The following is a 25,017-nucleotide window of genomic DNA, read 5'->3' on the forward strand; positions in this document are numbered from 1 at the left end:
GACAGGCGAGCAATGACGCCATCTCCGGAGGTCTTCGGCACGACGGTCGACGATTACACTAGGTGCGTCCACTACGCCACCGACCTCGACATCATCGCGATCCGCTTCGCCTGCTGCGACCGCTATTATCCCTGCCACCTGTGCCACTCGGAGACTGCTGATCATCCCGCACAGCAATGGCCGCGCGAGAGGTGGGACCAGCCCGCGATCCTCTGCGGAAACTGCTGGACCGAGCTGACGATCAGCGCCTACAAAACGGTCGACGCCTGTCCGGAATGCGGGGCCGCTTTCAACCCTCGTTGCGAAGCGCACTCGGAATTCTACTTCCAGAAATGACCTCGCGTCGCGAGCCGACCGATCGTCCTCAGCTGCGACTGCTCATGATTTGACTCGGAGTATGCCCAGACGAGGTTCAACAGGGTGCCTCCCTCCAGGGCGTAACATCCAACACTCATTCGTCTAGCCGTTGGCCATACGTCCATCGCATATCGCTTTGTCAGACACTACTTAAGATTGCTATACAATCAGTGAGAGCGTCATCCAAAGCAGACGTTGAGAGACAGAGTTGTCGAGTGAAAAGAGAATCATCATGTCTGATCAGCAGGCACGGTCGGCGGGCTCGCCCGGGAGCCAGGAAGAAGCCGCGGAGCTCTATCGGAGTGCCCATCCAGAACGCTTCAGGTCGTACCTATCGAGACGCAAGGTGGTGTTTTTAGTTGCCTATGTTGGCTACGTCTGTGCCTACTTTGTGAGAAACAACTTCAAGCTCCAGAGTGAGAGCATTCGTCTGGAAAATGGCTGGAGCTTAACCCAAGTCGGCATCATTCTGACGGCATTCACCATCACATACGGATTCGCGAAGTTCGGTATGGGCGCAGTTGCGGACCGTGTTAGTTTGCGAAAGATTTTCGCTGGCTGTCTTGCAGCTTCAGCGCTGATCTGCATCGGTCTTGGCTTCACTCACAACTTCGTGCTGTTGTTTATTCTGATGCTCATGCTCGGCGTCGTCCAGGGTGCACTTGCGCCGTCTTCGATGGCGATGATTGCGAATTGGTATCCGAACAAATCGCGTGGTTCGGGGATCGCGATCTGGAACACTTCACAAAATGCAGGAGGTGCTGGACTTCCTTTGCTGATCACCTGGCTCGTCACCCTCGTTGGTCCCGGAAATACCTGGGTGGGATTCCTCATCCCCGGTGCGCTGGTTCTGGCTCTGAGCTTCTGGTTCTGGAAGAAGGGCGGAGATCGCCCTGAAGACGAAGGCAAAGATCGCCTATCCACCATTTATGGAGAGTTCGGCGAGCCTCAGGTCGAAGTCGCGCCCGATGAAGGGTACATGCGGATCTTTGTCCGCTTCGTTCTGACGTCGCCAGTGGTGCTGTTGATCGGTCTGATCAACGCGATTCTCTACTTCTTGCGGTTCGGCATCACGAACTGGATTCCTGCATTCCTCGGAACAGAGATGGGCTTCAGCGAAAGCCAGTACCTGACAGCATTTTCGATGTTGGAGTGGGTGGCGATTCCAGGGTGCTTCATTTTCGCCTGGATCGCGATCAAGGCGCCGAACAAGCAGGCGATCGTCGGCTGTGTCGGCCTGCTGCTGCTGGCAGCGCTGATCTTCATCTACATGGGAAATGAGAGCTACCCGGTATTGCTGATTGTGACCGGACTCATGGGCGGTCTGATCTATGGCCCGCAGCTCATCGTGAACATCTTGACCCTGAACGTTGTTCCTCTCAAAGCTGCGGGCGTGGCCGTCGGGTTCGTGGGTCTCTTTGGATACATAGTCGGCGAACTTGCTGCGAACCTGGTTATGCCGATACTTGCAGAGATGCTGAGCTGGGGAGCGAGCTTCACCGTGCTCTGTCTGATCGCACTTGCCGGTGCTGCAATCTACCTTTTCCTTGGACGTTACGAGAAGAAGATCGTCAAAGCCTAAGACGTATTACTAGACAGCGGCGTTGCGTTCGGCTCGGCGAAGTCGAATGCAAATGAAGACGCAGGCGAGACCGACGACTGAAAGGCCGACAGTGCCTGAAGTCCATCCGATCGATTCTGCGATTCGGGGCAACGAGAGGTTGGCCAGGGCGGCACCGACCAGGTAGCCGCCCAGGCCAACCCAGCCGATTGCTACGCCAACGGCTCGAGGCGATACGAACTGGACCGTGAGCACATTGATGATGATCTGCGGGCCGTAAATCAGAGCTCCCATTGGGAGTGCGAGGGCCGCCACCGAAACGGGCGTTCCTGCAAAGGCGTAGGCAAGAATGAGCAGCGACAGCACTGCGATTCCCACTGCGGCAGGGATAGTGACACGCCAAGGATGTTTGAGCGCGATCCAGGCGAATATCAGTGCTCCCGGTACTGCTCCCCATTCGAACATCGTGATGACCACGGATGTCTGGTGCGGAGACATCGCATGTACGTCCGACCCGAATATCGGGATCCAGCTGAGTATGCCGAAACGGAGGACATAGAGGAGGGTATTGAGAGTCGCCAGGAGCAGGAGGGTGCGATTGCCGACAACGTGCACACGCACGAGTCTCCAGTAGGAGACATCGGCTGGAACCTGGACCTCCGGGAGTGCTCTTGAGCCATACAGCTCTTTGAGGGTGGGCATCCCCTCTTGCCAAGGTCGGTCTCCACCGACGAAGAATATGAGTCCAGAACAAGCCAGTGCTATGAGTCCGGGAAGCCAAAACGCAATGTGCCACTGGGAAGGGCCAGCGAACGCAAGGCTGGCTGAGATTATGACTGCCAGAGTGCCAGCGCCGACATTTTGCGAAGTGTTCCAGACTCCGATACGGCTGCCGCGTTGAGAGGCCGGATACCAAGCTCCAATAGTCGCCAGTGCGGCAGGTGCACACGCTCCTTGGACGAGGCCGATGGCGACAAGGAAAAGGCAGAAGACTGCAGGGTCGCGTTGGAATGACATCAAGATGCAAAGGACCGCGCTGATGGCTAACGCCCCCGCGAATGAATGCCGAAGTCGAAGGTGGTCGACAATGACGCCCATGATCAACTTGCCGATGCCGTAGCTGATGGCGAAGCCAGTCAAGATTGAACCGATCGCCACCGCCGACCATCCAAGTTCTTTGGTCATGAGGTCGCTGACGACCACGAGGTTGTTCCGGACGAAATAGCAGGCGGCGTAACCGACATATGCAACGATGAATACCGCCCAGCGACGAGCCAGGAACGCCTTCATTCCGAGACGTGCGGGTACAGAGAACTCATCTTCCAAGATTGGTCTACACCCGCCTCCAACGTATCCTGATTATTGAATCGCTTTGGCACTGAGGAGATGACCAACCAGATGAAACGGCGGGGGAAAGTACTTGCGGATGATCTGTCGACTCATCTTCGTGGCAGGATCCTTTCAGGAGAATATCAGCCCGGCGACGCGATCGCTGAAACAGGTGTGGCAGCCGAGTACGGAGTGGCTCGGCCGAGTGCTCGCAACGCCCTTGAGAGATTGATTTTCGACGGACTACTTGTCAGGCACGCACATGCCGCATTGAAAGTGCGCATAGTCGAACAGTCAGATGTGCCGGAGCTGCTGAGTCTGCTGGAGTTCTTCGAGCGCAGTGCAGTAAAAAGGATTCTCGAGAATGACTATGATCTACGTGAATTGAGGAAAGCCAGTTCGGGGAGCCTGCCGAAATTTCTGCATACTCTTGTGGTTTCGTGCGGTAGTGAACGTCTGATTCAGTTCCACAGGCAAACGATGTTTGCTTTGCTGCTGGCTCCAGGAACCTCTCATCAGGGTGAGACTGGAGAACAGACCAAGACGCTTCAGCTCGAACTGACAGACGGACTTTTCAGAATGGATCGAGAGTTCGTTCTCGAGAGCCTGTCAGCTCTCTGGAACGTGCGTACTAACGAGCGGATCGCTGCAGAAGATTTCGCGAGCTGAACCACCTGGCGACACGGGGCGGGAACGTGTCGACCAAACGTTCGGCCGCCTCGGCGAGCGATGGGACGAATCGGGCCGCAAGCGGCACGGAACCAACCGAACGATCCCGCTTCATCTCGGGAAACAACCCGCCCGTCCGGACCTGCCGAAGCCAGCTTCGGTCGGCACGGAAAATGTGAGACTCTGAAATCACTATGACTGAGCCAAACGCCTCCGCAACGCCCAACACTGCCTCCCTTCCCCTCACCTCGCCGACCGCGGCGAACCCGAACCTCCCCACCCGCACCGAGACCGACTCGATCGGCAGCCTCGAGATCCCCGACACCGCGTACTGGGGCGTGCACACGGCTCGAGCGAACGAGAACTTCCCCATCGCCCGGCGCCCCATCTCCGTCTACCCCGACTTCGTCCGTGCCTTCGCCTGCGTCAAACAGGCCGCAGCCCGCGCCAACGCCGAGATCGGGGCTCTCGATGACCAGCGCGCGAACCTCATCGACGCCGCCTGCGAAGAGATCAAGGCAGGCAAACTCCACGACCAGTTCGCCGTCGGCGTCGTCCAGGGCGGAGCCGGCACCTCGACGAACATGAACGCCAACGAGGTCATCACCAACCGTGCCCTCGAGATCGCCGGCCGCTCCAAGGGCGACTACGCGTTCATCCACCCCAACGACCACACGAACCACAGCCAGTCGACGAACGACACCTACCCGACCGCGATCAAGATCGCGCTGGCGTTCTCACTGCAGAACCTCCTCGGCGAGCTTCGACTCCTCGCTGATGCCTTCGCCGCGAAGGGCCGCGAGTTCGCTCATATCGTCAAGGTCGGGCGCACCCAGCTGCAGGACGCAGTGCCGATGACGCTCGGCCAGGAATTCAACGCCTTCGCCACCACCCTCCGCGAAGACGTCCAGCGCCTCGAGGAAGCCGTCGCCCTCCTCGGCGAGGTGAACATGGGCGCCACCGCGATCGGCACCTCAATCAACGCACCGGTCGGGTACAAGGAAGCGGTCATCAAGCACCTGCGTGAGATCACCGGGCTCGACCTGAAGACGGCCGGCGACCTCGTCGAATCGACCTCCGACACCGGCGTCTTCATCACTTTCTCCGGTGCGCTCAAGCGCAGCGCCCTGAAGATGTCGAAGATCGCCAACGACCTGCGCCTGCTGTCCTCGGGGCCCCAGGCAGGCATCGGCGAGATCAACCTGCCCGCCCGCCAGGCCGGATCGTCGATCATGCCCGGCAAGGTCAATCCCGTCATCCCCGAGGCGGTGTCCCAGGTCGCGTACTCCGTGGCCGGCGCCGACGTCACCGTGTCCATGGCCGTCGAAGGCGGGCAGCTGCAGCTCAACGCCTTCGAACCGATAATCGCCCACTCGCTGTTCCAGTCGATCACGTGGCTCGAGCGTGCGGCACAGACCTTCCGCGTCAACTGCGTCAACGGCATCACCGCCAACGAGGCGCACATCGAAGACACTGTCGACCGTTCGGTCACCGTCATCACGGCTCTGGCCCCGGTCATCGGCTATGTCGCCGCAGCGAAGCTCGCGAAGGAAGCTCTGGCGAAGAACGAACCGATCGCCGATCTCGTCGTCGAGCACGGGCTGCTCGAACGGGACGAGCTCGGCGAGATCCTCCACCCCGAACGGCTGACCGGAATGCCCGCCGATGATTCCGTGGACAACACCGCGACCAGCGCCGAGGCGGTTCCCCGGGATGAGGTGACGACCGAGCTTCCGATCATCCCCGACCGGGAGGGGTAAGCGGCTCGCGCAGGGCCGGCAGCTCCCTGTTCCGGATCAGGACTCGAGCGACCGCCAGGCGTCGTAGGAGCCGGCGAGCTCGGCTACCTGGTATCCGGCACGGCGCAGGGCGCTGGCGGTGATGCTGCTGCGGGTGCCGCTCTGGCAGTAGGTGACGATCCGGCCTTCGCTCGGCAGGCGGTCGAGTTCCCACAGGGCGCGGCCGCCGCTGAGTTGGGTCGCACCGGGGATGTGGCCGCCGGCGTGCTCGATCTTCGAACGGACATCGACGAGGCGGATGTCGGCTGCGTCTGCCAGGTTCGCCGGGGCGACCAGCTCGACCGGTTGCAGATCCATTCCGGCAAGCGAGGTCGCGTAGCCTGCAACTGTGTCGATGCCGACCCTGATGAGATGATCCCGGAACTCCGCCGCCTGCCCGGCGTCGTCTGCGAGGACGACAATCGGCGTCGACTCCGCGGCCGGGTCGAAGACCCAGGCGCCGAAGCTCGCGGCCTTTCCGGGTCCCGGGATGTGCAGGGCCCCGGCCGGGGTGCCGGCATGGACATCCGCGGTCGGACGGGTGTCGATGAAAGCCGCCGAGCCGTCCTCGATCCTCTCCTGCACTCGACCGGCGTCGAATTCCTCGAGCTCGGCGAGCTCGCCGAGGAGAGACGGGCCCTCCCGGTTCTCGGTCTTCATCCTGGCGAAGTAGGCGTGGGCGTCGGGCTGCCCGGACAGCAGTTCGTCGACGAAGCCCTGCTCATCGCCGCTCTCGAGGAACGGCGACCACCAGGCGAAGGCGCGCTCGTAGCCGACGGTGGTCGTCGGAATGGCCCCCAGGGCTTTGCCGCAGGCGCTTCCCGCGCCGTGGGCGGGCAGGATCTGCACGTAGTCGGGGAGGGTGAGCAGGCGGTCGCGGAGGCTGGCGAAGAGGTCGCGGGCACCGGCGAAGCGGGTGTCGGAGCCGCCGGCCGCCTCGTCGAGGAGGTCTGGGCGTCCGGTGTCTCCGACGAAGACGAAGTCGCCGGTGAGCATGAACCCCGGCGCGTCGGCCTGGGCGCCGTCGGTGACGAGGAACGACAGGTGCTCGGGAGTGTGGCCGGGGGTGTGCGAGGCGCGCAGGGTGATGTTGCCGAGGGCGATCTCGTCACCGTCGTGCAGGCGCACCGCGTCGTCGAAGCCCGCCCCGTAGGACCAGTCGGGTCCGCCTTCGCCAGAGACGTACATCGTCGCGCCGGTGGCGGCGGCGAGTTCGCGGGTGCCGGAGAGGTAGTCGGCGTGGATGTGGGTCTCGGTGACGGCGGTGATCGTCAGTCCATGGCGGTCGGCGAAGCCGCGGTAGACCGCGATGTCCCGGCGGGGATCGACGACGATCGCCTCCCCGCTGGCCTGGCAGGCTATGACGTAGCTGGCATGAGCGAGGTCGGTGTCGAAGATGCGTTCGAGGAGCATGGGAGTCTTCTTTCCGGGGTCGACGGGTGTTTGGTCTGCCGCCGGGTCAGCGGCCGAAGAGGCGGGATAAGAACCCGGGCTTGGCCGCTCGGGCCGCATCCTCTTCGGCCTGGGTGTGCTTGCCGCTGCACCACTGGCCGGCCGGGACCGTGCTCTTCACCGACTGGATGTGTTGCCCGCATCCTGCCCACGTGGTCTTTCCGCATACTCGGCACGTCGCTGCTCGACACATAGCTGTCTCCTTCTTCGGCCATAGCGGGCCGGTTCGTCATCAATTCCATATACCCAAGGGGGTATGCAGTAAATATACCCTTAGGGGTATAGTTGATGTCAACATCGAGAACGTGAAAGGACGACGATGAGCGAACGCGACACGTCCCCGGCTGAGCCGGCGAACGCAGAGGGCGACCCGGGAGAGCGGATGCTCGCCGACCCTGCCGCGCAGAAGAAGGTCCTCAATCGACTGCGCCGGGCACAGGGGCAGCTCGGCGCGGTGATCACCGCTGTGGAGGACGGAAGCCACTGTCGAGACGTCATCCACCAGCTCTCGGCGGTGTCGAAGGCACTCGACCGGGCGGGATTCCTCATTATCTCGACGGCACTGCGGGAGTGCCTCGAGGATGACGAGGACGAAGTGCGCACTGAAGAGCTCGAGAAGCTCTTCCTCTCAATGGCCTGATGAGGACGGAGGGGTGTGACGGGGCACGTGCCTAAGGCCCCTACCCCTCGAGCAGCCCCTTGATGTCCGCGGCGGTCACGGTCTGGCTGAAGGCTTGGCCGCCGGGTCCGCGACCCTCATAGGTGCCGGAATCCGACATGAGCTCGTCGAAGAGTTCGGCCTTGCGCTTCTGCAGGGCGAGCACCTTCTCCTCAATCGTGCCTTCGGCGACGTAGCGATAGACCATGACGTTCTTCGTCTGCCCGATCCTGTGTGCCCGATCGATCGCCTGATTCTCCGAGGCAGGATTCCACCACGGATCCATGAGGAAGACGTAGTCCGCCTCGGTGAGGTTGAGCCCGAACCCGCCGGCCTTGAGGCTGATGAGGAACACCGGCGCCTCACCCGAGCGGAACGCATCAACCACGGCCCCGCGATTCCGCGTCGTTCCGTCGAGGACGACATAGGGGATGCCGCGGCGATCGAGCTCGGCAGCGACATTGGACAGGAACGACGTGAACTGGCTGAACACGATCGACCGGTGGCCTTCGGCGATGACATCGTCGAGCCGTTCCAAGAGCGCAGCCAGCTTCGACGATGGAACCTCGGCATGTTCGGCATCGACGATGGACGGATCGAGTGCGAGCATCCTCAGCAGCGTCAGCGACCGGAAGACGATGAACCGCTGTTTGTCGTATTCGCTGTCGATGAAGCCGAGGATCTTCTTCCGCTCCTTCTGTAGAATCCGATCGTAGAGTCTCCGGTGCGCCGAATTGAGCTCGACGGAGATGACCTGCTCCTGCTTCTCCGGCAGATCCGCGGCGACGAGGTCCTTCGTCCGACGCATCATGAATGGGCGGATCCTCCGCTGCAGCCTCTGCATCCGTCCCGGGTTCTCACCCGATTCGATCGGTCGGACGTACTCCTCCTCGAACCGGTGCGGTGACGGGAACAGTCCGGGTGCCGTGATCGACAACAGCGCCCACACGTCCTTGAGCGAGTTCTCCAGCGGTGTTCCGGTCAGCGCGAGCCGGAACGGTGCCCGTACTTCCTTCGCCGCCAGGTGCGTCTGTGCGGAGGAGTTCTTCACGAACTGGGCCTCGTCGAGGATGAGGCCCGCCCACTCCATCCGCGAGATCGGAGTCTCCTCCAACCTCAGCATCGCGTACGACATGACGATGACATCGGCACCGCGAGCCACCTCGGCGAGGGAGATCCCACGTGCCCGCGTCGACTCGGCCACGACGCGAACGTCGAGGTCAGGGGTGAACGCGGCGGCCTCCTTCACCCAGTTCGGGACCACTGAGGTGGGAGCGACGACGAGGAAGGGGGTGCTCGCCTTCGCGTGCTTGATGAGTGCGAGCGTCTGCAGGGTTTTGCCCAGGCCCATGTCGTCGGCGAGGATTCCGCCGAGGCGGCACCGGTACAGCAGCGCCAACCACCGGAAGCCCTGCACCTGATACGGGCGCAGCTTCGCACCGTTCAGGTCGGGCACCTCGGTGGCGGGCAGGTGCTCGAGGTCGGCCAATGCGCGGACCGATTCCTGCCAGGTCACGGCGGGTTCTGACTCGTCGGCGAGGTCCTCGAAATCCGACCACAGGCCCACGTGCATCCGGGAGATCTTCGGTGCTCCGGGTTCCCATTCGGGAATGAGGTCCGCCTCGGCGAGGAGGGCCTTGAGCTTGTCGAAGATGGGCTTGTTCAGCGACAGGAACGAATCGTCGGAGAGCTTGATCTTCTTCGTCCCGGCCGCCAGGGCCTTGTACAGCTTGACGAAGGGGACCGGGCGGCCGTCGATGCTGATCTGGAAGCCGAGGTCGAACCAGTCGTTCTTCTCCGACTCGACCGAGGTGATCTTCACGTTCGGTTCTCTGCCGAGCTCCCGGTAGGGCTGCTTCTTCCCGCGCGTGATGACCTTGACGTGCTCGATCTCTTCGAGCCCGGGCAGGACGTTGACGACGAAGTCCGCGGTGTCCGCGTCGTCGAGTTCGACGTCCTTGATGCCCGGTAGAGCGGAGCCGGTTTCGTGGGTGTCGGCAAGGAGCTTGTCGACCTCAGCGACGACGGCATCTTCGAAGTCGAGTTCGCGTTGCTCCGCATATTCCCTCGCCGAGGCGGCGCTGAGCCTCAATCGGTCGATGACGGGGAAGGTGCGGCGGGGCCCCTGGTATTCCCAGTACCAGCGCAAGGAGAGTTTGTCGCCGGCGCCGAAGGCGGCGAAGACGACGAGGCGGGGGCGGCCGTATTGGGGGAAGGTGACGGTGGCGTCGCTGCTGATGACCTCGGCGCTGGAGCGCAGCTGCGGGTAGTACTCCTCGAAGAACTCTTCGGCCTCGGCCGCGGGGATCGTGATCGGCCCGGGGGATTGGAGCACGGGCAGCGCGGATTCCTTCGTCGGGGTCTCCGCGGGGGCGAGGGTGACAGTGAAACCGCTGGTGATGTCGATGCCGAAGAAGCCGTGCGTCCAGATGGGTTTGATCAGTCCGGGGGCGTATTCGCGTTCGTCGATCGTTGCCCGCGTCTGCACCTGCAGGCGGTTCTGGCTGCGGCGGATATCGATCGCGGCCTTCGCGCTGTGCCCGATGCGGACGATCATATCCGGATTGATGCCGACGAATTCGATGCCGAGCTTCGTCCCCTGCGTGAAGTGATCCCACAGCAGGGGAGTGCGGAAATCGCCGAGGTGGTACGGCGCCCCGTCGGGGGTGAAGTCCGTTTTCCCGCGGGTGCGCAGTCCCGCGAGTTGGGTGAACCATTCCTGGTGGGCCGGGTCGATGTCGAACTGCCGGGCCATGCGGTCGATGGTGCGCCAGGTCAGGGACTTCTTCACCCAGTTGCCGGACTCGCTGAGCATGAGCGGACGGATCGCGAGGCTCGGATTCGCGCCCGGGGTGACGTCGTCCTTGTCGAGGAGGACGGAGTGCTGAGCTTCGAACCAAGTGCGGGGGATGACCTGGACGAGCTCGAATCCCAAGGCCACGGGTGTGTGTGAGTGCGGAGCCGCCTCGGCGAGTGGGGCGAAGGCATCACGCCAATCGGCGGGGAGGGCGGTGGGGGTCGGGGAGGTCTCGGGCACCTTGCCATCTTCTCATTGCGCGGTGACACGAGGCGTGGGGCAGGGTAAGGGCCTGCTTGGACGTCGGGATGTCGGAAGGATCGTCCGTGCTGGTATCTGGCGAAGTGAAACTGATGCGCTGATCGGCGACATCGGACTCGGTTCGCTGTAGAACGAGCTCGAGCCGAAATCACCGATCAGCGCAATTCGCATTCTGTTGTGTTGCAGGTGCGCGGTACTACTGCGCGATGTACCCGCCGTCGACGACCATTTCGGACCCATTCATGAACGAAGATTCGTCCGACGCAAGGAAGAGGACACAGTTGGACACTTCCTCAGGCTGTGCAGCACGGGCGAGAATGGTCGGTCCCAGAAGGGCTTTGGCGCCGTCAGGGTCGGCGAGGATGTCACTCGTCATGGCCGTGTCGATCACTCCGGGGTGAACAGAATTCACCCGAATGCCCGAGTCTGCGAAATCGACGGCAGCAGCCTTGGTGAGCGATCTGACTGCTCCCTTCGATGCTTCATAGGCAGCTGCATTGGGCGCGCCGATGATCGCGTACATCGACGAGATGTTGACGATCGACGGAGCGGCGGAATTCTGCATCGCGGGCCGGACGGCCCGACAGCCGAGGAAGGTTCCCTTGGCGTTGATATTGATGATCTGATCCCACTCCGCTTCTGTCGTGTCCTGAAGCGATTTGAATGCCAGGACGCCGGCATTGTTGACGAGGACATCTACTCGTCCGTGAGCATCCACGACTTGTTTGACAACTCGGTCCCAGTCTGAGGATTCGGAAACGTCATGGTGGACGAAGGAGGCTTGGCCGCCGGCGTCTGCGATGAGGCGGACAGTTTCCTCGCCGCCGGTGTCGTTGACGTCAGTGACGAAGACTGTTGCTCCGTGTTCGGCCAAGAGCTGTGAATGTGTGCGCCCCATTCCCTGCGCTCCGCCGGTGACGATGGCGACTTTGCCCTCGAGTCTTAAGCTCATGATCGGTTCCCTTCTTATGTGTTAGTCCTGGACCCGCGTATTGCGGACCAGCTTTTTGTTGGCAAATTCGTTGAACCCGTAATGGGACAGTTCTCGGCCGTACCCAGACCGTTTGACGCCGCCGAATGGCAGTTCAGGTGAGCTTTTCGACGTGCTGTTGATCCACACCATTCCAGTCTCCAGAGCGCCGGTCACACGACTTGCCCGACTCATGTCTTCGGTGAAAATGCTGGCGGCGAGACCGTATGGGGAGTCGTTGGCCAAATCAATGGCCTGCTCTTCAGTCTCAAATTGATGGACGACTCCGACTGGCCCGAAGAGTTCCGTATTGTAGACATCCATCGTCGGGTCGACGTCGGCCAGCAGCGTGGGTGAGTAGAATGCTTCGTTTCCTTCGGCAGCGCCGCCCTCAAGTACGACCGAAGCTCCCGCAGATACTGCCTGTCCGATGATCTCGTCGAGTTCGGCTGCCGCTTGCTGAGAGGACAGCGGTCCCAGATTCGTCTCGGTCATCGTGGGGTCGGACGGCTCGAACGCCGTCATACGCTCGGCGAGCATTGAGACGAAGTCGTCGTACACGGCCGTGTGGACGATGATCCGTTTGGTGGCAGTGCAGGCTTGACCTGCATTGAAGAGGCGGTTCGCCGCTGCAGCCTGAGCAGCCTCTTCGAGATCGGCGTCGTCGAAGACGAGAAGCGGATCCGAACCTCCGAGTTCGAGTACGCACTTCTTCAGATTGCGACCGGCGACTTCGGCGACTGCGGCGCCGGCCTGTTCGGACCCTGTCAGCGATACTCCCTGTATCCGGGGGTCGGCGATGGCATCTGCGACCTGCGTCGAGGAGATGAATGCATTGATGTAGACGCCTTTGGGAAGCCCCGCAGAAGTCAGCGTCTCCTCGATCTTCTGTGCAGCCTGGGGGCAGTTGCGAGCATGCTTGACGATGATCGAATTGCCCAATGCAATGTTTGGTGCGGCGAAGCGGGCAACCTGATAGTAGGGAAAATTCCAGGGCATGACCCCAATCAGCGGGCCGATGGGCTCCGTGCGTACCACTGCGGTCCCTGATCCTGATATCTCCAGATGCTCCTCGGCGAGGAGCTCATCGAGGTTGTCGGCGTAATACTGGTAGATCTGTGCGGACAGCTCCACTTCGCCGCGGGCTTGTGCGACTGGCTTGCCCATTTCCATTGTGATGAGGTTTGCCAGTTCTTCGCTGGAGTCGCGGTGCTGTTGTGCGATTCGCGCGAGGATCGTCTTTCGATCGGTTGTCTCTCTGGTGCGCCACGAGTGGTAGGCCTCCTCACTGGAGGCGATGATCGACTGTAATGCGGAATCCGAGATCTCGTCGAAAGTGGCGAGCGTCCGTCCGGTCGCCGGATTGATAGTGCTGTAGACAGCCACGTTGGTGTCCTCTCTGAAGAATGCCGGTTGCAGGTGTGAAAAACATTAGGGCTGTGGTGCATGCCGCCGCTGTTCCAATGCGGAACAAGCTGCCACTGGTTGGGCTCGCGACGACAGCGAAATCGGACTTGTATAACACGGCCCTGGCGGATCCGACCGAGTCGGATGAGATGACGCTGGCGCCCGCGGCGCGCCGGAGAAGTCGTCTCCTGCTGTGCCGTTGAGCGTCGTCAGTTCGAATGGAGCACTATCCGCCCTCGCACTTTTCCGGCGCGAAGGTCGTCCAGTCCAGAGTTGATGCTTTCGGCGTTCAGAGGTCGGGGACTGATGGGGATCTTCGGCAGGTCGCTGCGCTTCGCGAGCTGCACGACGTCTTTCAGCTCGTCGAGACTGCCCACGTAGTTACCTCGCACGGTGAGGGCTTTGAGCGCTGTTACAGCAGTCGGCATGACGAACTCCCCGCCGAACAATCCGACGAGCACACAGATGCCGCCCTTGGTCAGTGCGTCAAATCCCAAAGTCACTGTTTCGCCGGTGTTGACGAAGTCGATCACTGCGCTGACGGGTCCGCCGGCCCGGCTCTTGAGCTTTGCGGATCCTTCGCCATCGGAAGAATTCACGATTGTCGTGGCACCCAGTTTCTGCGCCGCCCGGAGATTCTCATCGTTGACATCAACGGCTGCGATATTCCGGTGACCTACGGCGCTGAGCATCGCGATTGCCATCAGTCCGACCCCACCGGCACCGATCACGGCGATTGTTTCGTCAGGGGCCGCAAACTCTCGTGCCTTCCGAACTGCGGAATATGAAGTGACTCCTGAACAGCCGAGCGTGGCTGCCCAAGCAGCATCGAGACCAGTGATATCGACAAGGTATTTTTCATGGGGTACGAGTATCTCTTCGGCGAAACCGCCAGGTCGGAAGATCCCGAGTGCTTGGCTGCTGTCACAGTAGTTCTCCTGATGGGCCAGGCACCGGCCACATTCTCCGCAGCCGATCCAGGGAAAGACCAGCCGCTTCTCCCCGATAAGTGACTCATCTGCAGAATCGCCGACAGCAATGACCTCTCCGACGGTTTCATGCCCCATCACTGCGGGAAGGGTCAACCCTCTGTCCGTCATGGACATAAAGCCCCGGGAACCGAGATCGTAACCCCCGGCTTGAACATGGGTATCGGTGTGGCAGATACCCGAGTGTGTAACTTTCAGCAGCACTTGGTGATCCACCGGGGTAGGGGTGCTCAACTCGATCTCCGAGACAGGACTCGAGATCTTCTCAATAGCAAAGGCTTTCATATCTTGTCCTCTGTTCCTTCTGCGGACATTGTTCTGGCATCCGTCGTCGCCTCTCGGTGAAGTCGCATCTGGTGGTGCCGAGGCGGTGCAACCGCCTCGGCACCAGGGATTCTGCGACCACTTCGAATTCGGCCGGGCGAGTCAGGGATGATGCTCTGCCTCAGGCCGACTGTGATACGGGCTCGTATTTGATGGCGAAGTCGCTGTATCCACTCTTGGCAACCTCATCGAGCTTGGCGCGATAGTTGCCCAATCCGCCGAGATAGAAGAGGACCGATGGCTTCTTCCCGGGAATGTTTGCGCCGAAGATCCACGAATCGACCTTTGCGAAAACTGTCGCGTTGGCAATCGTTGTGCAGGTGTCTGTCCATTCCTCGACGGCTTCCTCTTTCGGCTCGATCGAGGAGATGCCATGTTCCTCTGCGTACCCGATCAGATCAGTGATCCACTCCACCTGCGTCTGGATACTGGGAACCAGGTTCGTGAATGGACCGTTGGGGCCCAACACCATGAACCAGTTCGGGAATTCTGCAGATGCGATACCGAGGAAGCTGTCCGGATGACCATCCCAGCGGTCGTTGATATGTTTGCCGCCTCGCCCGCGAATTTCCATCTTTCGGTAATTGCCGTCGACAGCGTCGAATCCAGTGGCGAAGACAATGACGTCCAGCTCATGCAATGTGCCGTCGTCGGTGACGATGCCATCTGCCGTGATTTTGCTGATCGGTGTTTCGCGGAGCGCGACGACATCGACATTGTCCTGATTGAAGGTCTGGTAGAAACCGTCATCGCAGAGCGGGCGGCGAGCATAGAGGCCCTGAGGGGTCAGTTTGCGGGCCGTTTCCGGATCTGTCACTGTCTCTGCGATCTTCGAACGGATAAACGCTGCTGCGGCCTCATTCGACTCTTCGTCGACTGCCAGGTCAGAGAACGTGCCGAACATGAAATGGAAGCCATTGCCGCGTTCCCATGCTGACTGGAACACACGGCGCTGCTCCTCCTCTGACACCGACGATGCCGGCGTCGTCGACTCTTCGAAGCCGAAAGCGACATTCGAGCTGTATACCTGATCCCAGATGGCGTCGAAATTGCGTTTCGTCTCCGCGATTTCGGCGTCAGAGACAGGGCGTTTTCCTACCGGAACCGAATATTGAGGCGTACGAATGAAATGGGTGAGGTGGCTGGCGACCTTGCCGAGCGCGGTGACGACCTGAGTGCCCGTCGATCCTGAGCCGATGACTCCTACTCGTTTCTGTGAGAGATCGATGCCCTCGGGCCAGGCCCCGGTGTGAAGCAGTTCGCCGTCGAAATCATCCACGCCGGGAATGTCGGGAGTGTTGATCTTCGACAGGAGTCCCACGGCATTGACGATGTACTTCGCGCGATAGACGGCGCCGGAGTCCGTCGTCACAGTCCAACGACTTGTGTTCTCGTCGAATACTGCTGACGTAGCCTCAACTCCGAAGGTGAAATGACGGCGCAGATCGTACCTGTCCACCACCCGATTGAGGTACTCAAGAATCTCAGGTTGAGTCAGGTACGACTCGTCCCAGGTGTCCTCTTGCAGCAGGTCTTTGTCGAAGGAGAATCGATAGACGAAGCTCTCTGTGTCTGACAGGGCTCCGGGGTACCTGTTCCAGTACCAAGTGCCTCCAGGTCCTCCAGCTTTTTCGATGCCGATGACGCTCATGTTCATTTCATTGGCGAGTCGGTGGACCGCGTAGATCCCGCCGAACCCGGCCCCGATGACGACCGCATCGATTTCCGTGACGGTTGTTTCTGCAGCTTCGGAATGTGTTTCGATCATGGTGTTTGCTCTTTCAGTTTTGATGGCCGGCGGATACAGCCGGCGGGCGATATTTCGGAACTGCCAGGACAGATGAACGCTGGATGGCAGAGATTTCGAGATATCAAGCAGGGAGGTTCAGGCGGACGCATACCACTTGCTGATGCGGACGATTTCTTCGTCGGCAACGTCGCTGTGGCCGGCCGCGATCGGGAAGACATGCTGCTGATTCTCAGCAATAGACAGCGTCACGTCGACACCGGCCTGCGTGGCCTGATCAGCGAACCGCGTTGCATTGTCGACGAGAGACTCGACGCTTCCTGCATTGATGTAGATGCGAGGAAAGCCCGTGACGTCGGCATAGAGAGGATTGGCAAGAGGTGTCTTCGGGTCGACCGACTCTCCGAGGACGCCGGCGATCATTCCTTCGAGGAGCTCCGGCGTGATGAGCGCATCCGTATCATTGTTGGTGCTCAGAGTCTGACCGAGGTTTTCCATATCGAGCCACGGGGAGAACGCGATGACACTCTCGGGGAGCGGGCCGCCTTTCTCTTTGAGCGCAAGCGGAATGGCGATCGCCAAGTTGCCGCCTGCAGAGTCACCAATCGTGGTGATGCGGTCCGGCGATACTCCAGATGCGACAAGACCTTCGAAGGCCGCAACCCCATCTTCGACCTGGGCGGGATGAGGGTGTTCCGGGGCGCGCCGGTAGTCCAAGACGAAGGCAGTGACGCCGAGTGCCTTGGCGACGTGGCCGGCCAACTTGCGATGGCTGGATGCAGAGCTGACTGCGAATCCGCCGCCATGAGTGTAGAGGAGGACGCGAGAATGGTCGGCACCGGCCGGAAGGCACCAGATTCCGCTTACGCCTCCGACAGCGTCTTCTTTGTAAGTGACGTTTTCAGGCTCGGATGTCGGCTGGTGCCATTCGTCGAATAGTGATCGAAGCATCCTCATAGACATCGCAGGGTTCTCTGCCATCAGAGAATCCCACTCGGCGTAGAGATCTTTGAGGATATCCTGCGGAATATTGGTAGCGGCCACTGTACGCACTCCTTCGTGTGAGTTGGTCACCCTTTTGGCGACCTTTCGGGCTGGACCTCGAGCGTTGGCAGGGGCGCAGCCAAACCTGGTTCAGGACGGCCGCGCTGCCTCTGCTCGAGGGGTGTGTGTACCATGCTAGAAATCCCGTCGAATGAGGGAGTGTTCCGATATGAAACACGATCGGTCTTCCCTGGTTGGGGACACTGGGAGGGGGCAACCCTTAATATGTAGTGACCTGGATCACGGTGTAATGGTCGATGTCGACCCCGAATTTCCCGGGTGCTGACCGAAGTCTGATTGCAGACGTGGATACAAGGACGAAAGTGATAGCCAACTCGAACGACGAAGTCAGGAAGGCTCGCGAAGATCTGCTCAGGATCGGATTGCACGATGTGCGCTTCTCTTCTGACCTTGTGCCTAACGAGATTGAGCGAAGCTGGCGTCGGTCTGCCTCGTTGAAAGTGCAACCGGACGCGGAGCCCAGGCTGGTCACCGAAATCGACCCTGAGGCGACTCTGCTGCGCGTGGCCAATCCCGTTCTCGACCAGTGGCAGGCGAGTCTGGCAGATGCGAACATGACGATCGTTCTGGCCGATCACCAGGGGTGGATACTAGGCCGGCGTGGCACTTCAGCTCAATCGATGCGGCTGCTTGACCGTGTGCACGCAGCCGAGGGATTCGACTTTTCGGAGACCAGCTTGGGGACGAACGGGTTGGGCACGCCGGTCGAATCTCAAGACGCCGTTTACGTTCACGGTGCTGCTCATTTCAATGAGTCACTGTCTGATCTCACTTGTGCCGGAGCGCCACTGCGACATCCGCTCACCGGGCGGATCATGGGATCGATTTCATTGGCCGCGCCGTCCCGGTCAGCTAACGAACTCATGCTTTCTATGACAAGGCAGTTGGCACGGCAGATCAGCGATGAAATTGAGGTCCAGGCTGATTCCCACGCGCTAGAGCTGGCACGCATGTACAGGCGTTGGCGAAGTGCAGGCCATCAAGTCGCTGTGGTGAGTTCTCAGATTGTCATGGCTGGTCAGGCGGTACTTCCGTATATCGGGCCGGAGGAACATGGAGTCATTTGGGACTGCATCCAGAGGAACCGATCAGGCGCGGGATCGTTTGATGTGCCAGTGCCCGGTGTCGGGATCGTTCGTGTGCTCGGCCGCAGCGGTCACGCCTACGATTCGATCTGGGCAATTGAGTTTGTCAGTCAGGGTGAGACAGAGTCGATAGATCGGCTTTCAGCTGATCAGCCATTCGGCGGCAAAGCAAGGGCGAACAGAGACGATGGAATTTGGAAAGGGGCAAAACGAGGTTTCGATATTCGATGGAGAGATGAAGCTGACGAGATCACCAGGCAGAGCAGTGACGCGTATGTCTCGGTTCGTCGTGATTTGGGAAAGGCAGTGGCGCAGGGCGGCGTCGTTCAAGTGAGCGGTCGGCCGGGGGCGGGTCGCCGGTACCAGGCGACCGCTTGGATCACAGCAGAGACGGGCAAGGCCCCGATGCTCATCGAGTCTGTGCCGGGTCGCCGAGGAATGCGCGCAGAAGATTGTCCTGACCCCGATCAGAGGCCCGGAGAGCAGACAATTGTTGCTGAGGTTGAGCGGGCGCTTGCAGCGGGGCACAGCGTGGTCGTCGGTGACTCTCATATGCTGAGTCGAAGAGACCGGTCGCGATTGGTCGACGTCTGGGACAGAGAGAATAGGCGCGGGACAGACCGTCAGCTGCTCTTCCTGGTGGAGCTCACCGATTGTGCTGAAGAACTCCGCTTCAGTGAGGCGAGGACTATTGTGCCGAAGGTTGAGGTTCCGTCTCTCGAGGAGGTGCCGACTGCGCTCCCGCATTTCATCAGATCCCTTGGGGAGGAGATCCTTCTTCGAGACTCGCCGCTGAAATTCAGTTCTGCCGCGCTCCGTGCACTCATGGCGTGGCATTGGCCAGGTAACGTCACAGAGCTCATCGAAACCCTCAAATCGGCAGACCATGCTGCCGGTGGTGGAGCCATCGACGTGGACCACCTTCCCCAGCAGATTCAGCGAGCGACACGAGCTTCTCTGAGTCGTTACGAACGATCAGAACGGAGCGCGATCGAGTCTGCGCTTGCGGACGCGGGAGGGAATAAGGCGCGTGCAGCTGAGCTGCTCGGAATTGGACGGACGACTCTGTATCGGAAGCTGCGCGCGTTGAAAATCGACGGTTGAATCTGCTGCAGCTCCCCTGGAAAGCCGTCAGTCGTTGAGGCAGAGGAAATGTCCTTGTGGTCGGCTGGAGCGGACAGTTTCTGACTCAGTTGTGATTTCTCCGGTGTAGTTGAGAATGTATGGGAACTTGTCGAAGCTCCGCTGGTCGGCGGCTTGGCAGACGGTGAGGTAGCTGGCGTGGGCGAGATCGGCATCGAATATGCGCTCGAGGAGCATGGAGCCCTCTTTCCGTGACCGAGGGGTGGGTGGACTGTCGCGGGGTCAGCGGCCGAAGATACGGGCGAAGAAGCCGGGCTTGGCAGCTCGAGCCGCATCCTTTTCGGCCTGAGTGTGCTTGCCGTTGCACCACTGGCCGGCCGGAACGGTGCTCTTCACTGACTGGATGTGTTGTCCGCATCCTGCCCATGTGGTCTTTCCGCACACTCGGCACGTCGCTGCTCGACACATATCTGACTCCTTCTTCGGCCACTATTGGCCTAGATATTATTGGGTTTACATACCCCATGGGGTATGTAGATAAATATACCCATAGGGGTATAGTCGAAGTCAAAGCAGTGAACGTGAAAGGACGACGATGAGCGAACGCGACACGTCCCCGACTGAGCCGACAGGGGCAGACTGCGACCCGGGTGAGAGGATGCTCGCCGATCCCGATGCGCAGAAGAAGGTTCTCAACCGACTGCGCCGGGCGCAGGGGCAGCTCGGCGCGGTGATCACCGCGGTTGAGGACGGAAGCCACTGCCGCGACGTCATCCATCAGCTCTCTGCGGTATCGAAGGCCCTCGATCGGGCGGGATTCCTCATTATTTCGACGGCGCTGCGGGAATGCCTCGAAGGCGACGAGGACGAAGTGCGCACAGAAGAACTCGAGAAGCTCTTCCTCTCAATGGCCTGACATGGTCGTCTCAATGGTCTGACGGGGTCGGTGGGGGAGCGACCAGACGTAGGTGAGTGGCACTTCGCAAGGCTGCTGATCCTTGCAGAGCTCCTACCCCTCGAGCAGCCCCTTGATATCCGCAGCGGTCACAGTCTGGCTGAAGGCCTGACCGCCAGGGCCGCGACCCTCGTAGGTGCCGGAATCGGACATGAGTTCGTCGAAGAGTTCGGCCTTGCGTTTCTGCAGGGCGAGCACCTTCTCCTCGATTGTGCCCTCGGCGACGTAGCGGTAGACCATGACGTTCTTCGTCTGACCGATCCGGTGCGCCCGGTCGATCGCCTGATTCTCCGAGGCGGGGTTCCACCACGGATCCATGAGGAAGACGTAGTCCTCCTCGGCGAGGGCGATCCCGCGCGCCCGCGTCGACTCGGTCACGACCCGAACATCGAGGCCAGAGGCGTATGCGAGTGCGGAGCCGCCTCGGCGAGTGGGGCGAAGGCATCACGCCAATCGGCGGGGATGGCGGAACCGGTGGTCGGGGAGGTCTCGGGCACCTAGCCATCTTCTCATTGCGCGGTGACATGGGGCGTGGCGGCGGCCGCGTCGGGCAGGACATCCTGCGGCGGGCATTCTGCTCCCGGTTCGGTTCAGAGCAGCAGCCCGCGGGCTTGGGCGCTGGTGACGGCCGCGGTTCGTGAGCGGGCATTGAGCTTGGCCATGATCGCCTTCATATAGGCCTTGACGGTGAGCAGAGTGAGAGACAGGCGGTCTGCGATCTCCTGATTGGTCAGCCCAGTAGCAACAAGTGTGAGCACATCGGTTTCTCGGGCGGTCAGGACGGTCTGCCCGTCACCTGCGTCGAGTATCGATCCGCTGAGGTTATCGGCGATGGGGCGCAGGGAATCCCGCAGCTCGCGATCGTCGATGACGGTGCTGAGTTCGCAGAGTTCGGCATGTGCGCGCCGCAGCCGGGCGCGTAGGGGTCCGGCAGCATCATCGGCTTCATGCCGATCGGCGATGAGGAGATCGTGTTCCAGGGCGCGGGCCTCATCCATGAGCGTGGAGATGATGCGATCGGCGATGGAATTGTCGTTGCGGAAGGCGACGTAGAGGACCAAAGATGTCTCACGGTCGATGACGACCGGGGCGGAGGCGATGGCACGCAGACTCTCTGCCTTGATCACCGTGTCGTACTGATGCGAAATCGTTCTGGACTCGACGTAGTCTCCGAGGACCATCGGGCGGCGTTGGGCAACGGTCCGTCCCCCGAGACCCGCGTCATAGGCCAGTTCGACTCCGGGCAGTGCGCCGACCGTATGACCGGAGAAGTGACGCAGCGCAAGGCCGCGAGACCCAGTGACCTCACCGCCGAAGGACAGGGACACGCCTGTCTGCTTTCGGATGGTATCGAGCGAGCGTCGAATCCGGTCGGCTCGAATCGTGGTCACGGTCGCTGCTCCTATCGGGTGAGGGCCCTGTTCTCGTTCAGAATCTTCGCGTCGAACCCCTCTTTGGAGGGTAGTGAAGTTCACCGTCCATTATCTACGATGGCCTCAATCAGGGGCCAGCAAAGACTGGAACCGCGAGTGCTCCGGACTTTTCGGTGTACTCAACTTCCCACATGCAGACACCAAAGGAGAGTGCAGATGGACGATACGAACGCAGGCAACGCCGAGGAATCACGTCAGACCGCGACGGCACCGTGGCAGTCGCACCCGGAGATCGCAGCTGAGGTGGAGAACCTCAAGGAGACATATTCAAGCGCGGCCCTGTCCGTCGCGGACGTCCTCTGCGATGCTCACCCGGCCGACGACACCGCATTCATCTGCGTCGATGATCGCTTCGAACCCCAGCGGCTGACCTATGGAGAACTGTCGGATCGTTCGCGCAGGCTGGCTCGCCACCTTCAGGAACTCGGCGTCGGACGCGAATCGCGCGTGGGGGTGCTGATGGAGAAGACGGTGCAGCTTCCGATCGTGCTGGTGGCGCTGTGGCGGCTGGGGGCCATTGAAGTCCCGCTCTTCACGGCATTCGCAGGTCCCGCGATCGCTGTCCGCGTCAATGGAGCCGAAGCTTCGCTCATCGTTGCTGACGTCGACCAGCAGGTCAAGCTCGACGGCATCGACATTCCGGTTCTCTCCACCGGGGACGAGCTCGACCGCGCGATCGATGCTCACGAGCCGATCGACACCGCCGAGGCAGTCGGTGGCGACGGGCTGTTCCTGCAGCTCTACACGTCCGGAACCTCCGGCAGCCCGAAAGCAGTGGGTGTCCCCGGCCGAGCCATCGGCGCCTTCATCGCATACATGCGCTACGGTCTCGACGTGACGGACAAGGACGTGTTCTGGAATGCCGCGGACCCCGGTTGGGCCTATGGTCTCTACTACGGCATCGTCGGTCCTTTGGCCGTTGGGAAACCCAACATCCTCTTTGCCGGACGCTTCTCCCCGGAAGCCACCGGGCGTCTGTTCAAGGAGCTCGCGGTGACGAATGTGGCCGCGGCACCGACGGTTTACCGGGCGCTGAAGAAGGACGGAGTAAGGGCGAACCCATCGCTGCGCGTGGCTTCCTCGGCGGGCGAACCTCTGACCTCCGATGTCGTCGACTGGGCACCGGATGCCCTGGGTGTGACCGTCCGTGACCATTGGGGTCAGACCGAGCAGGGAATGGCGATCTGCAACCCATGGGATGAGCGTCTCATCTCCGATGCAGCTCCGAACTCGATGGGGCAGGCATTGCCTGGATTCGTCGCCGGCACGGTCGGGAATGCGATCGCCCTGTCCGTCACGGACAGTCCACTGATGTGGTTCACCGGTTATGTCGGCGATCCGGAGAAGACGAAGGAGCGCTTCACAGAGGACGGCGATTGGTATTTCACCGGCGACGTCGGGCGTTGCGACGGAACCAACTTCTTCTTCGCTTCGCGCGATGACGACGTGATCCTGGCGGCCGGCTACCGCATCTCCCCATTCGACATCGAGAGCATTCTCGTCACGGATGACGCCATCGTCGAGGCGGCTGTCGTCGGGCGTCCGGATGAGATCCGCGGCGAGGTCATCGAGGCCTTTGTCGTCGTCGATCGTGAGGAGTCGGCTGAGGAACTCGTGAACCGCCTGCAGCAGGCAGTCCGTGAGACGTACGGAGCGCATGCCTACCCGCGCCGTGTCCACGTCGTCGACGAATTGCCCAAGACTCCCAGCGGTAAAGTTCAGCGCTTCGTCCTGCGTGACATGGAGCTGTGAACCGTGTCTTCGCCTGCCCGTAAGTGCGAGTGTGGGTTGGGCACTCGGCGTGACTGTCCGGAGCCCCAGAGCCACTGGCGTGTTTGAGTCCGGAGCCGCCTCGGTGAGTCGGGGCCACTGTCTCGTTGCTCACCTTCCCCGGGATTTCTTTGCCGGCGATACGGGGCGGGGGTACGGTCTGAAGTGAACGGTCGATCGGAACATTCCGGCTCCGACCGACCTCGAGTCGAAGGAGTGTCCAATAATGAAAGCAGTCCGCTATTACGGCAAAGAGGATCTGCGAGTCGAGGAGATCGACGAGCCCGAAACCCGCCCAGGAACTGTGAAGATCGCCCCTGCTTACAACGGAATCTGCGGCAGCGACCTGCATCTGTACCATGACGGTCCGATTCCGCCCGCCCCCACCACCGAGGATGCCCATCCGCTATCGGGAGAGACCCTTCCGGTGGTGCTCGGCCACGAGTTCTCCGGTGTCGTCGAAGAGCTGGGCGAAGGTGTCGAAGGTCTGTCGGTCGGTGACTCGGTAGTCGTCGAACCGCTGATGGTCGACGGAACCTGCCCTGCCTGCCAGCGCGGTGCGTACAACCTCTGCGAGCAGATGGGCTTCATCGGCATCTCCGGCCTCGGCGGCGGTCTGAGCGAGCACATCGTCGTCGAATCCCGTTGGGTCCACCCGGTAGGTGATATTCCGCTGGACCAGGCGGCGATGATCGAGCCTCTCGCTGTGGCGCTCCACGGAGTCAAGCAGACGACGGCCGCCGAGGGACAGGTCGGAGCAGTCGGCGGAGCAGGACCGATCGGCCTCCTCGTCGCCGCCGTACTCAAGGCCAAGGGACTGAAGACGATCATCAGCGAGGTCTCGCAGGTCCGTCGCGAGAAGGCGCAGAGCTCAGGCGTCGCCGATGTCGTCGTCGACCCGACGAGCGAAGACCTCAAGGCGATAGTGTCGGAGCAGACCTCGGGTGCGATGGCCGACGTTGCGTTCGACGCCGCCGGTGCCGCTCCCGTCGTCGGCCAGCTGCTCGACGTGCTCGGCGCCACCGGTCGCCTGCAGGTCATCGCCATCCATGGCAAACCGGTCGAGGTCGATCTAACCAGCCAACTGATGATGCAGGATCGGACCCTCGGTGCCAGCGTCGGCTATGCCGATGATCACGCCGAGGCGATCGAACTCGTCCGTTCGGGCAAGGTCGATCTGGCTCCGTTCATCACCTCGAAGATCCTCGCCGACGATATCGTCAGCGACGGATTCGAGCGCCTGACGAAGAGCCTCGACGAGGTGAAGATCCTCGTCTCGATGAGTTGAGTCAGAAACTCTCGATTAGCCGAGACAGTCGCATCGGGA

The 25,017-nt window shown here is 61.1% G+C and carries 22 protein-coding genes and 1 pseudogene; 9 read left to right on the plus strand and 14 right to left on the minus strand.

All coding sequences use genetic code 11. From position 1 onward, the window contains the following. The first annotated feature begins 12 nt into the window (after positions 1-12). Both L1F31_RS01585 and L1F31_RS01590 read left to right on the plus strand, forming a co-directional pair. Positions 13-336, plus strand: coding sequence for a CHY zinc finger protein (locus L1F31_RS01585; protein ID WP_265418986.1), 324 nt, complete (start codon positions 13-15; stop codon positions 334-336). A 253-nt stretch (positions 337-589) separates the two neighbouring features. Continuing rightward, a complete protein-coding gene (locus L1F31_RS01590) occupies positions 590-1,939 on the plus strand; it encodes an MFS transporter (RefSeq protein ID WP_265418987.1) in 1,350 nt (449 codons plus the stop codon). A 9-nt stretch (positions 1,940-1,948) separates the two neighbouring features. Here L1F31_RS01590 and L1F31_RS01595 read toward each other — a convergent pair whose 3' ends face one another. Further along, positions 1,949-3,244, minus strand: a complete 1,296-nt coding sequence (locus L1F31_RS01595) for an MFS transporter (protein ID WP_265418988.1) — start codon at positions 3,242-3,244, stop codon at positions 1,949-1,951. Positions 3,245-3,304: 60 nt separating this feature from the next. On the opposite strand from L1F31_RS01595, the gene L1F31_RS01600 reads away from it, so the two are divergent. Together L1F31_RS01600 and L1F31_RS01605 are read left to right on the plus strand one after the other, a co-directional pair. After that, a complete protein-coding gene (locus tag L1F31_RS01600) occupies positions 3,305-3,916 on the plus strand; it encodes a GntR family transcriptional regulator (RefSeq protein WP_265418989.1) in 612 nt (203 codons plus the stop codon). Between the two features lie 194 nt (positions 3,917-4,110). Continuing rightward, positions 4,111-5,676 carry an aspartate ammonia-lyase gene (locus L1F31_RS01605; RefSeq protein WP_265418990.1) on the plus strand — a complete coding sequence of 522 codons (1,566 nt, stop codon included), beginning with the start codon at positions 4,111-4,113 and terminating at the stop codon, positions 5,674-5,676. Positions 5,677-5,712: 36 nt separating this feature from the next. Here the strand turns inward: L1F31_RS01605 and L1F31_RS01610 are convergent, their stop codons facing one another. Together L1F31_RS01610 and L1F31_RS01615 are read right to left on the minus strand one after the other, a co-directional pair. After that, positions 5,713-7,107, minus strand: a complete 1,395-nt coding sequence (locus L1F31_RS01610; RefSeq protein WP_139906652.1) for an MBL fold metallo-hydrolase — start codon at positions 7,105-7,107, stop codon at positions 5,713-5,715. A 46-nt stretch (positions 7,108-7,153) separates the two neighbouring features. After that, positions 7,154-7,339 (minus strand): hypothetical protein, encoded by a 186-nt coding sequence (locus tag L1F31_RS01615; RefSeq protein ID WP_139906653.1) that lies wholly within the window; start codon positions 7,337-7,339, stop codon positions 7,154-7,156. A gap of 189 nt (positions 7,340-7,528) precedes the next feature. Between L1F31_RS01615 and L1F31_RS01620 the strand changes: the two genes are divergently transcribed. Next, complete coding sequence (locus L1F31_RS01620) at positions 7,529-7,786, plus strand: metal-sensitive transcriptional regulator (protein ID WP_062239904.1); 258 nt, start codon at positions 7,529-7,531, stop codon at positions 7,784-7,786. 40 nt (positions 7,787-7,826) lie between these two features. Here L1F31_RS01620 and L1F31_RS01625 read toward each other — a convergent pair whose 3' ends face one another. From L1F31_RS01625 to L1F31_RS01650, 6 genes are all read right to left on the minus strand, one after another. Then, complete coding sequence (locus tag L1F31_RS01625) at positions 7,827-10,841, minus strand: DEAD/DEAH box helicase (protein WP_265418991.1); 3,015 nt, start codon at positions 10,839-10,841, stop codon at positions 7,827-7,829. A 217-nt stretch (positions 10,842-11,058) separates the two neighbouring features. Next, the gene (locus L1F31_RS01630; protein ID WP_265418992.1) at positions 11,059-11,814 is read right to left on the minus strand and encodes a glucose 1-dehydrogenase; all 756 of its coding nucleotides are present in this window, start codon (positions 11,812-11,814) and stop codon (positions 11,059-11,061) included. A 21-nt stretch (positions 11,815-11,835) separates the two neighbouring features. Further along, on the minus strand, positions 11,836-13,218 hold the full coding sequence (locus tag L1F31_RS01635; RefSeq protein ID WP_139906656.1) for an NAD-dependent succinate-semialdehyde dehydrogenase: 1,383 nt from the start codon (positions 13,216-13,218) through the stop codon (positions 11,836-11,838). Positions 13,219-13,448: 230 nt separating this feature from the next. Continuing rightward, a complete protein-coding gene (locus L1F31_RS01640) occupies positions 13,449-14,513 on the minus strand; it encodes an alcohol dehydrogenase (protein ID WP_139906657.1) in 1,065 nt (354 codons plus the stop codon). 160 nt (positions 14,514-14,673) lie between these two features. Continuing rightward, positions 14,674-16,320, minus strand: a complete 1,647-nt coding sequence (locus L1F31_RS01645; RefSeq protein WP_180987775.1) for a flavin-containing monooxygenase — start codon at positions 16,318-16,320, stop codon at positions 14,674-14,676. Between the two features lie 117 nt (positions 16,321-16,437). Further along, positions 16,438-17,343: an alpha/beta hydrolase gene (locus tag L1F31_RS01650; RefSeq protein WP_258041826.1), complete on the minus strand. Its 906-nt coding sequence runs from the start codon at positions 17,341-17,343 to the stop codon at positions 16,438-16,440. Between the two features lie 323 nt (positions 17,344-17,666). Here L1F31_RS01650 and L1F31_RS01655 point away from each other — a divergent pair, with 323 nt between their 5' ends. Beyond that, the gene (locus tag L1F31_RS01655; protein WP_180987776.1) at positions 17,667-19,553 is read left to right on the plus strand and encodes a sigma-54-dependent Fis family transcriptional regulator; all 1,887 of its coding nucleotides are present in this window, start codon (positions 17,667-17,669) and stop codon (positions 19,551-19,553) included. Positions 19,554-19,580: 27 nt separating this feature from the next. Here the strand turns inward: L1F31_RS01655 and L1F31_RS01660 are convergent, their stop codons facing one another. Together L1F31_RS01660 and L1F31_RS01665 are read right to left on the minus strand one after the other, a co-directional pair. Beyond that, the gene (locus tag L1F31_RS01660; protein WP_139906659.1) at positions 19,581-19,769 is read right to left on the minus strand and encodes a hypothetical protein; all 189 of its coding nucleotides are present in this window, start codon (positions 19,767-19,769) and stop codon (positions 19,581-19,583) included. A 45-nt stretch (positions 19,770-19,814) separates the two neighbouring features. Continuing rightward, positions 19,815-20,000 carry a hypothetical protein gene (locus L1F31_RS01665; RefSeq protein WP_139906660.1) on the minus strand — a complete coding sequence of 62 codons (186 nt, stop codon included), beginning with the start codon at positions 19,998-20,000 and terminating at the stop codon, positions 19,815-19,817. 190 nt (positions 20,001-20,190) lie between these two features. Between L1F31_RS01665 and L1F31_RS01670 the strand changes: the two genes are divergently transcribed. Beyond that, positions 20,191-20,448 (plus strand): metal-sensitive transcriptional regulator, encoded by a 258-nt coding sequence (locus L1F31_RS01670; RefSeq protein WP_139909648.1) that lies wholly within the window; start codon positions 20,191-20,193, stop codon positions 20,446-20,448. 93 nt (positions 20,449-20,541) lie between these two features. Here L1F31_RS01670 and L1F31_RS01675 read toward each other — a convergent pair. The 3 genes and pseudogenes from L1F31_RS01675 to L1F31_RS01685 form a co-directional block, all read right to left on the minus strand. After that, positions 20,542-20,841 (minus strand): annotated as a pseudogene (locus L1F31_RS01675) (helicase-related protein); the annotation flags it as partial. A gap of 20 nt (positions 20,842-20,861) precedes the next feature. Next, on the minus strand, positions 20,862-20,984 hold the full coding sequence (locus tag L1F31_RS01680; RefSeq protein WP_258041827.1) for a hypothetical protein: 123 nt from the start codon (positions 20,982-20,984) through the stop codon (positions 20,862-20,864). Between the two features lie 93 nt (positions 20,985-21,077). Further along, a complete protein-coding gene (locus L1F31_RS01685; protein ID WP_139906662.1) occupies positions 21,078-21,878 on the minus strand; it encodes a helix-turn-helix transcriptional regulator in 801 nt (266 codons plus the stop codon). A gap of 198 nt (positions 21,879-22,076) precedes the next feature. On the opposite strand from L1F31_RS01685, the gene L1F31_RS01690 reads away from it, so the two are divergent. Both L1F31_RS01690 and L1F31_RS01695 read left to right on the plus strand, forming a co-directional pair. After that, the gene (locus L1F31_RS01690) at positions 22,077-23,672 is read left to right on the plus strand and encodes an AMP-binding protein (RefSeq protein ID WP_139906663.1); all 1,596 of its coding nucleotides are present in this window, start codon (positions 22,077-22,079) and stop codon (positions 23,670-23,672) included. Between the two features lie 244 nt (positions 23,673-23,916). Then, positions 23,917-24,978 (plus strand): 2,3-butanediol dehydrogenase, encoded by a 1,062-nt coding sequence (locus L1F31_RS01695; protein WP_139906664.1) that lies wholly within the window; start codon positions 23,917-23,919, stop codon positions 24,976-24,978. Positions 24,979-25,017 lie beyond the last annotated feature (39 nt).

It is taken from the genome of Brevibacterium spongiae (assembly GCF_026168515.1).
In the GTDB taxonomy this organism is placed as follows: Bacteria; Actinomycetota; Actinomycetes; order Actinomycetales; family Brevibacteriaceae; genus Brevibacterium; species Brevibacterium spongiae.

Bases quoted from the DNA above. Each gene is read 5' to 3' on its own strand.
- L1F31_RS01585 (WP_265418986.1), top strand. From the start codon at position 13: ATGACGCCATCTCCGGAGGTCTTCGGCACGACGGTCGACGATTACACT.
- L1F31_RS01590 (WP_265418987.1), top strand. From the start codon at position 590: ATGTCTGATCAGCAGGCACGGTCGGCGGGCTCGCCCGGGAGCCAGGAA.
- L1F31_RS01600 (WP_265418989.1), top strand. From the start codon at position 3,305: ATGACCAACCAGATGAAACGGCGGGGGAAAGTACTTGCGGATGATCTG.
- L1F31_RS01605 (WP_265418990.1), top strand. From the start codon at position 4,111: ATGACTGAGCCAAACGCCTCCGCAACGCCCAACACTGCCTCCCTTCCC.
- L1F31_RS01610 (WP_139906652.1), bottom strand. From the start codon at position 7,107: ATGCTCCTCGAACGCATCTTCGACACCGACCTCGCTCATGCCAGCTAC.
- L1F31_RS01615 (WP_139906653.1), bottom strand. From the start codon at position 7,339: ATGTGTCGAGCAGCGACGTGCCGAGTATGCGGAAAGACCACGTGGGCA.
- L1F31_RS01620 (WP_062239904.1), top strand. From the start codon at position 7,529: ATGCTCGCCGACCCTGCCGCGCAGAAGAAGGTCCTCAATCGACTGCGC.
- L1F31_RS01630 (WP_265418992.1), bottom strand. From the start codon at position 11,814: ATGAGCTTAAGACTCGAGGGCAAAGTCGCCATCGTCACCGGCGGAGCG.
- L1F31_RS01640 (WP_139906657.1), bottom strand. From the start codon at position 14,513: ATGAAAGCCTTTGCTATTGAGAAGATCTCGAGTCCTGTCTCGGAGATC.
- L1F31_RS01645 (WP_180987775.1), bottom strand. From the start codon at position 16,320: ATGATCGAAACACATTCCGAAGCTGCAGAAACAACCGTCACGGAAATC.
- L1F31_RS01660 (WP_139906659.1), bottom strand. From the start codon at position 19,769: ATGCTCCTCGAGCGCATATTCGATGCCGATCTCGCCCACGCCAGCTAC.
- L1F31_RS01665 (WP_139906660.1), bottom strand. From the start codon at position 20,000: ATGTGTCGAGCAGCGACGTGCCGAGTGTGCGGAAAGACCACATGGGCA.
- L1F31_RS01670 (WP_139909648.1), top strand. From the start codon at position 20,191: ATGCTCGCCGATCCCGATGCGCAGAAGAAGGTTCTCAACCGACTGCGC.
- L1F31_RS01690 (WP_139906663.1), top strand. From the start codon at position 22,077: ATGGACGATACGAACGCAGGCAACGCCGAGGAATCACGTCAGACCGCG.
- L1F31_RS01695 (WP_139906664.1), top strand. From the start codon at position 23,917: ATGAAAGCAGTCCGCTATTACGGCAAAGAGGATCTGCGAGTCGAGGAG.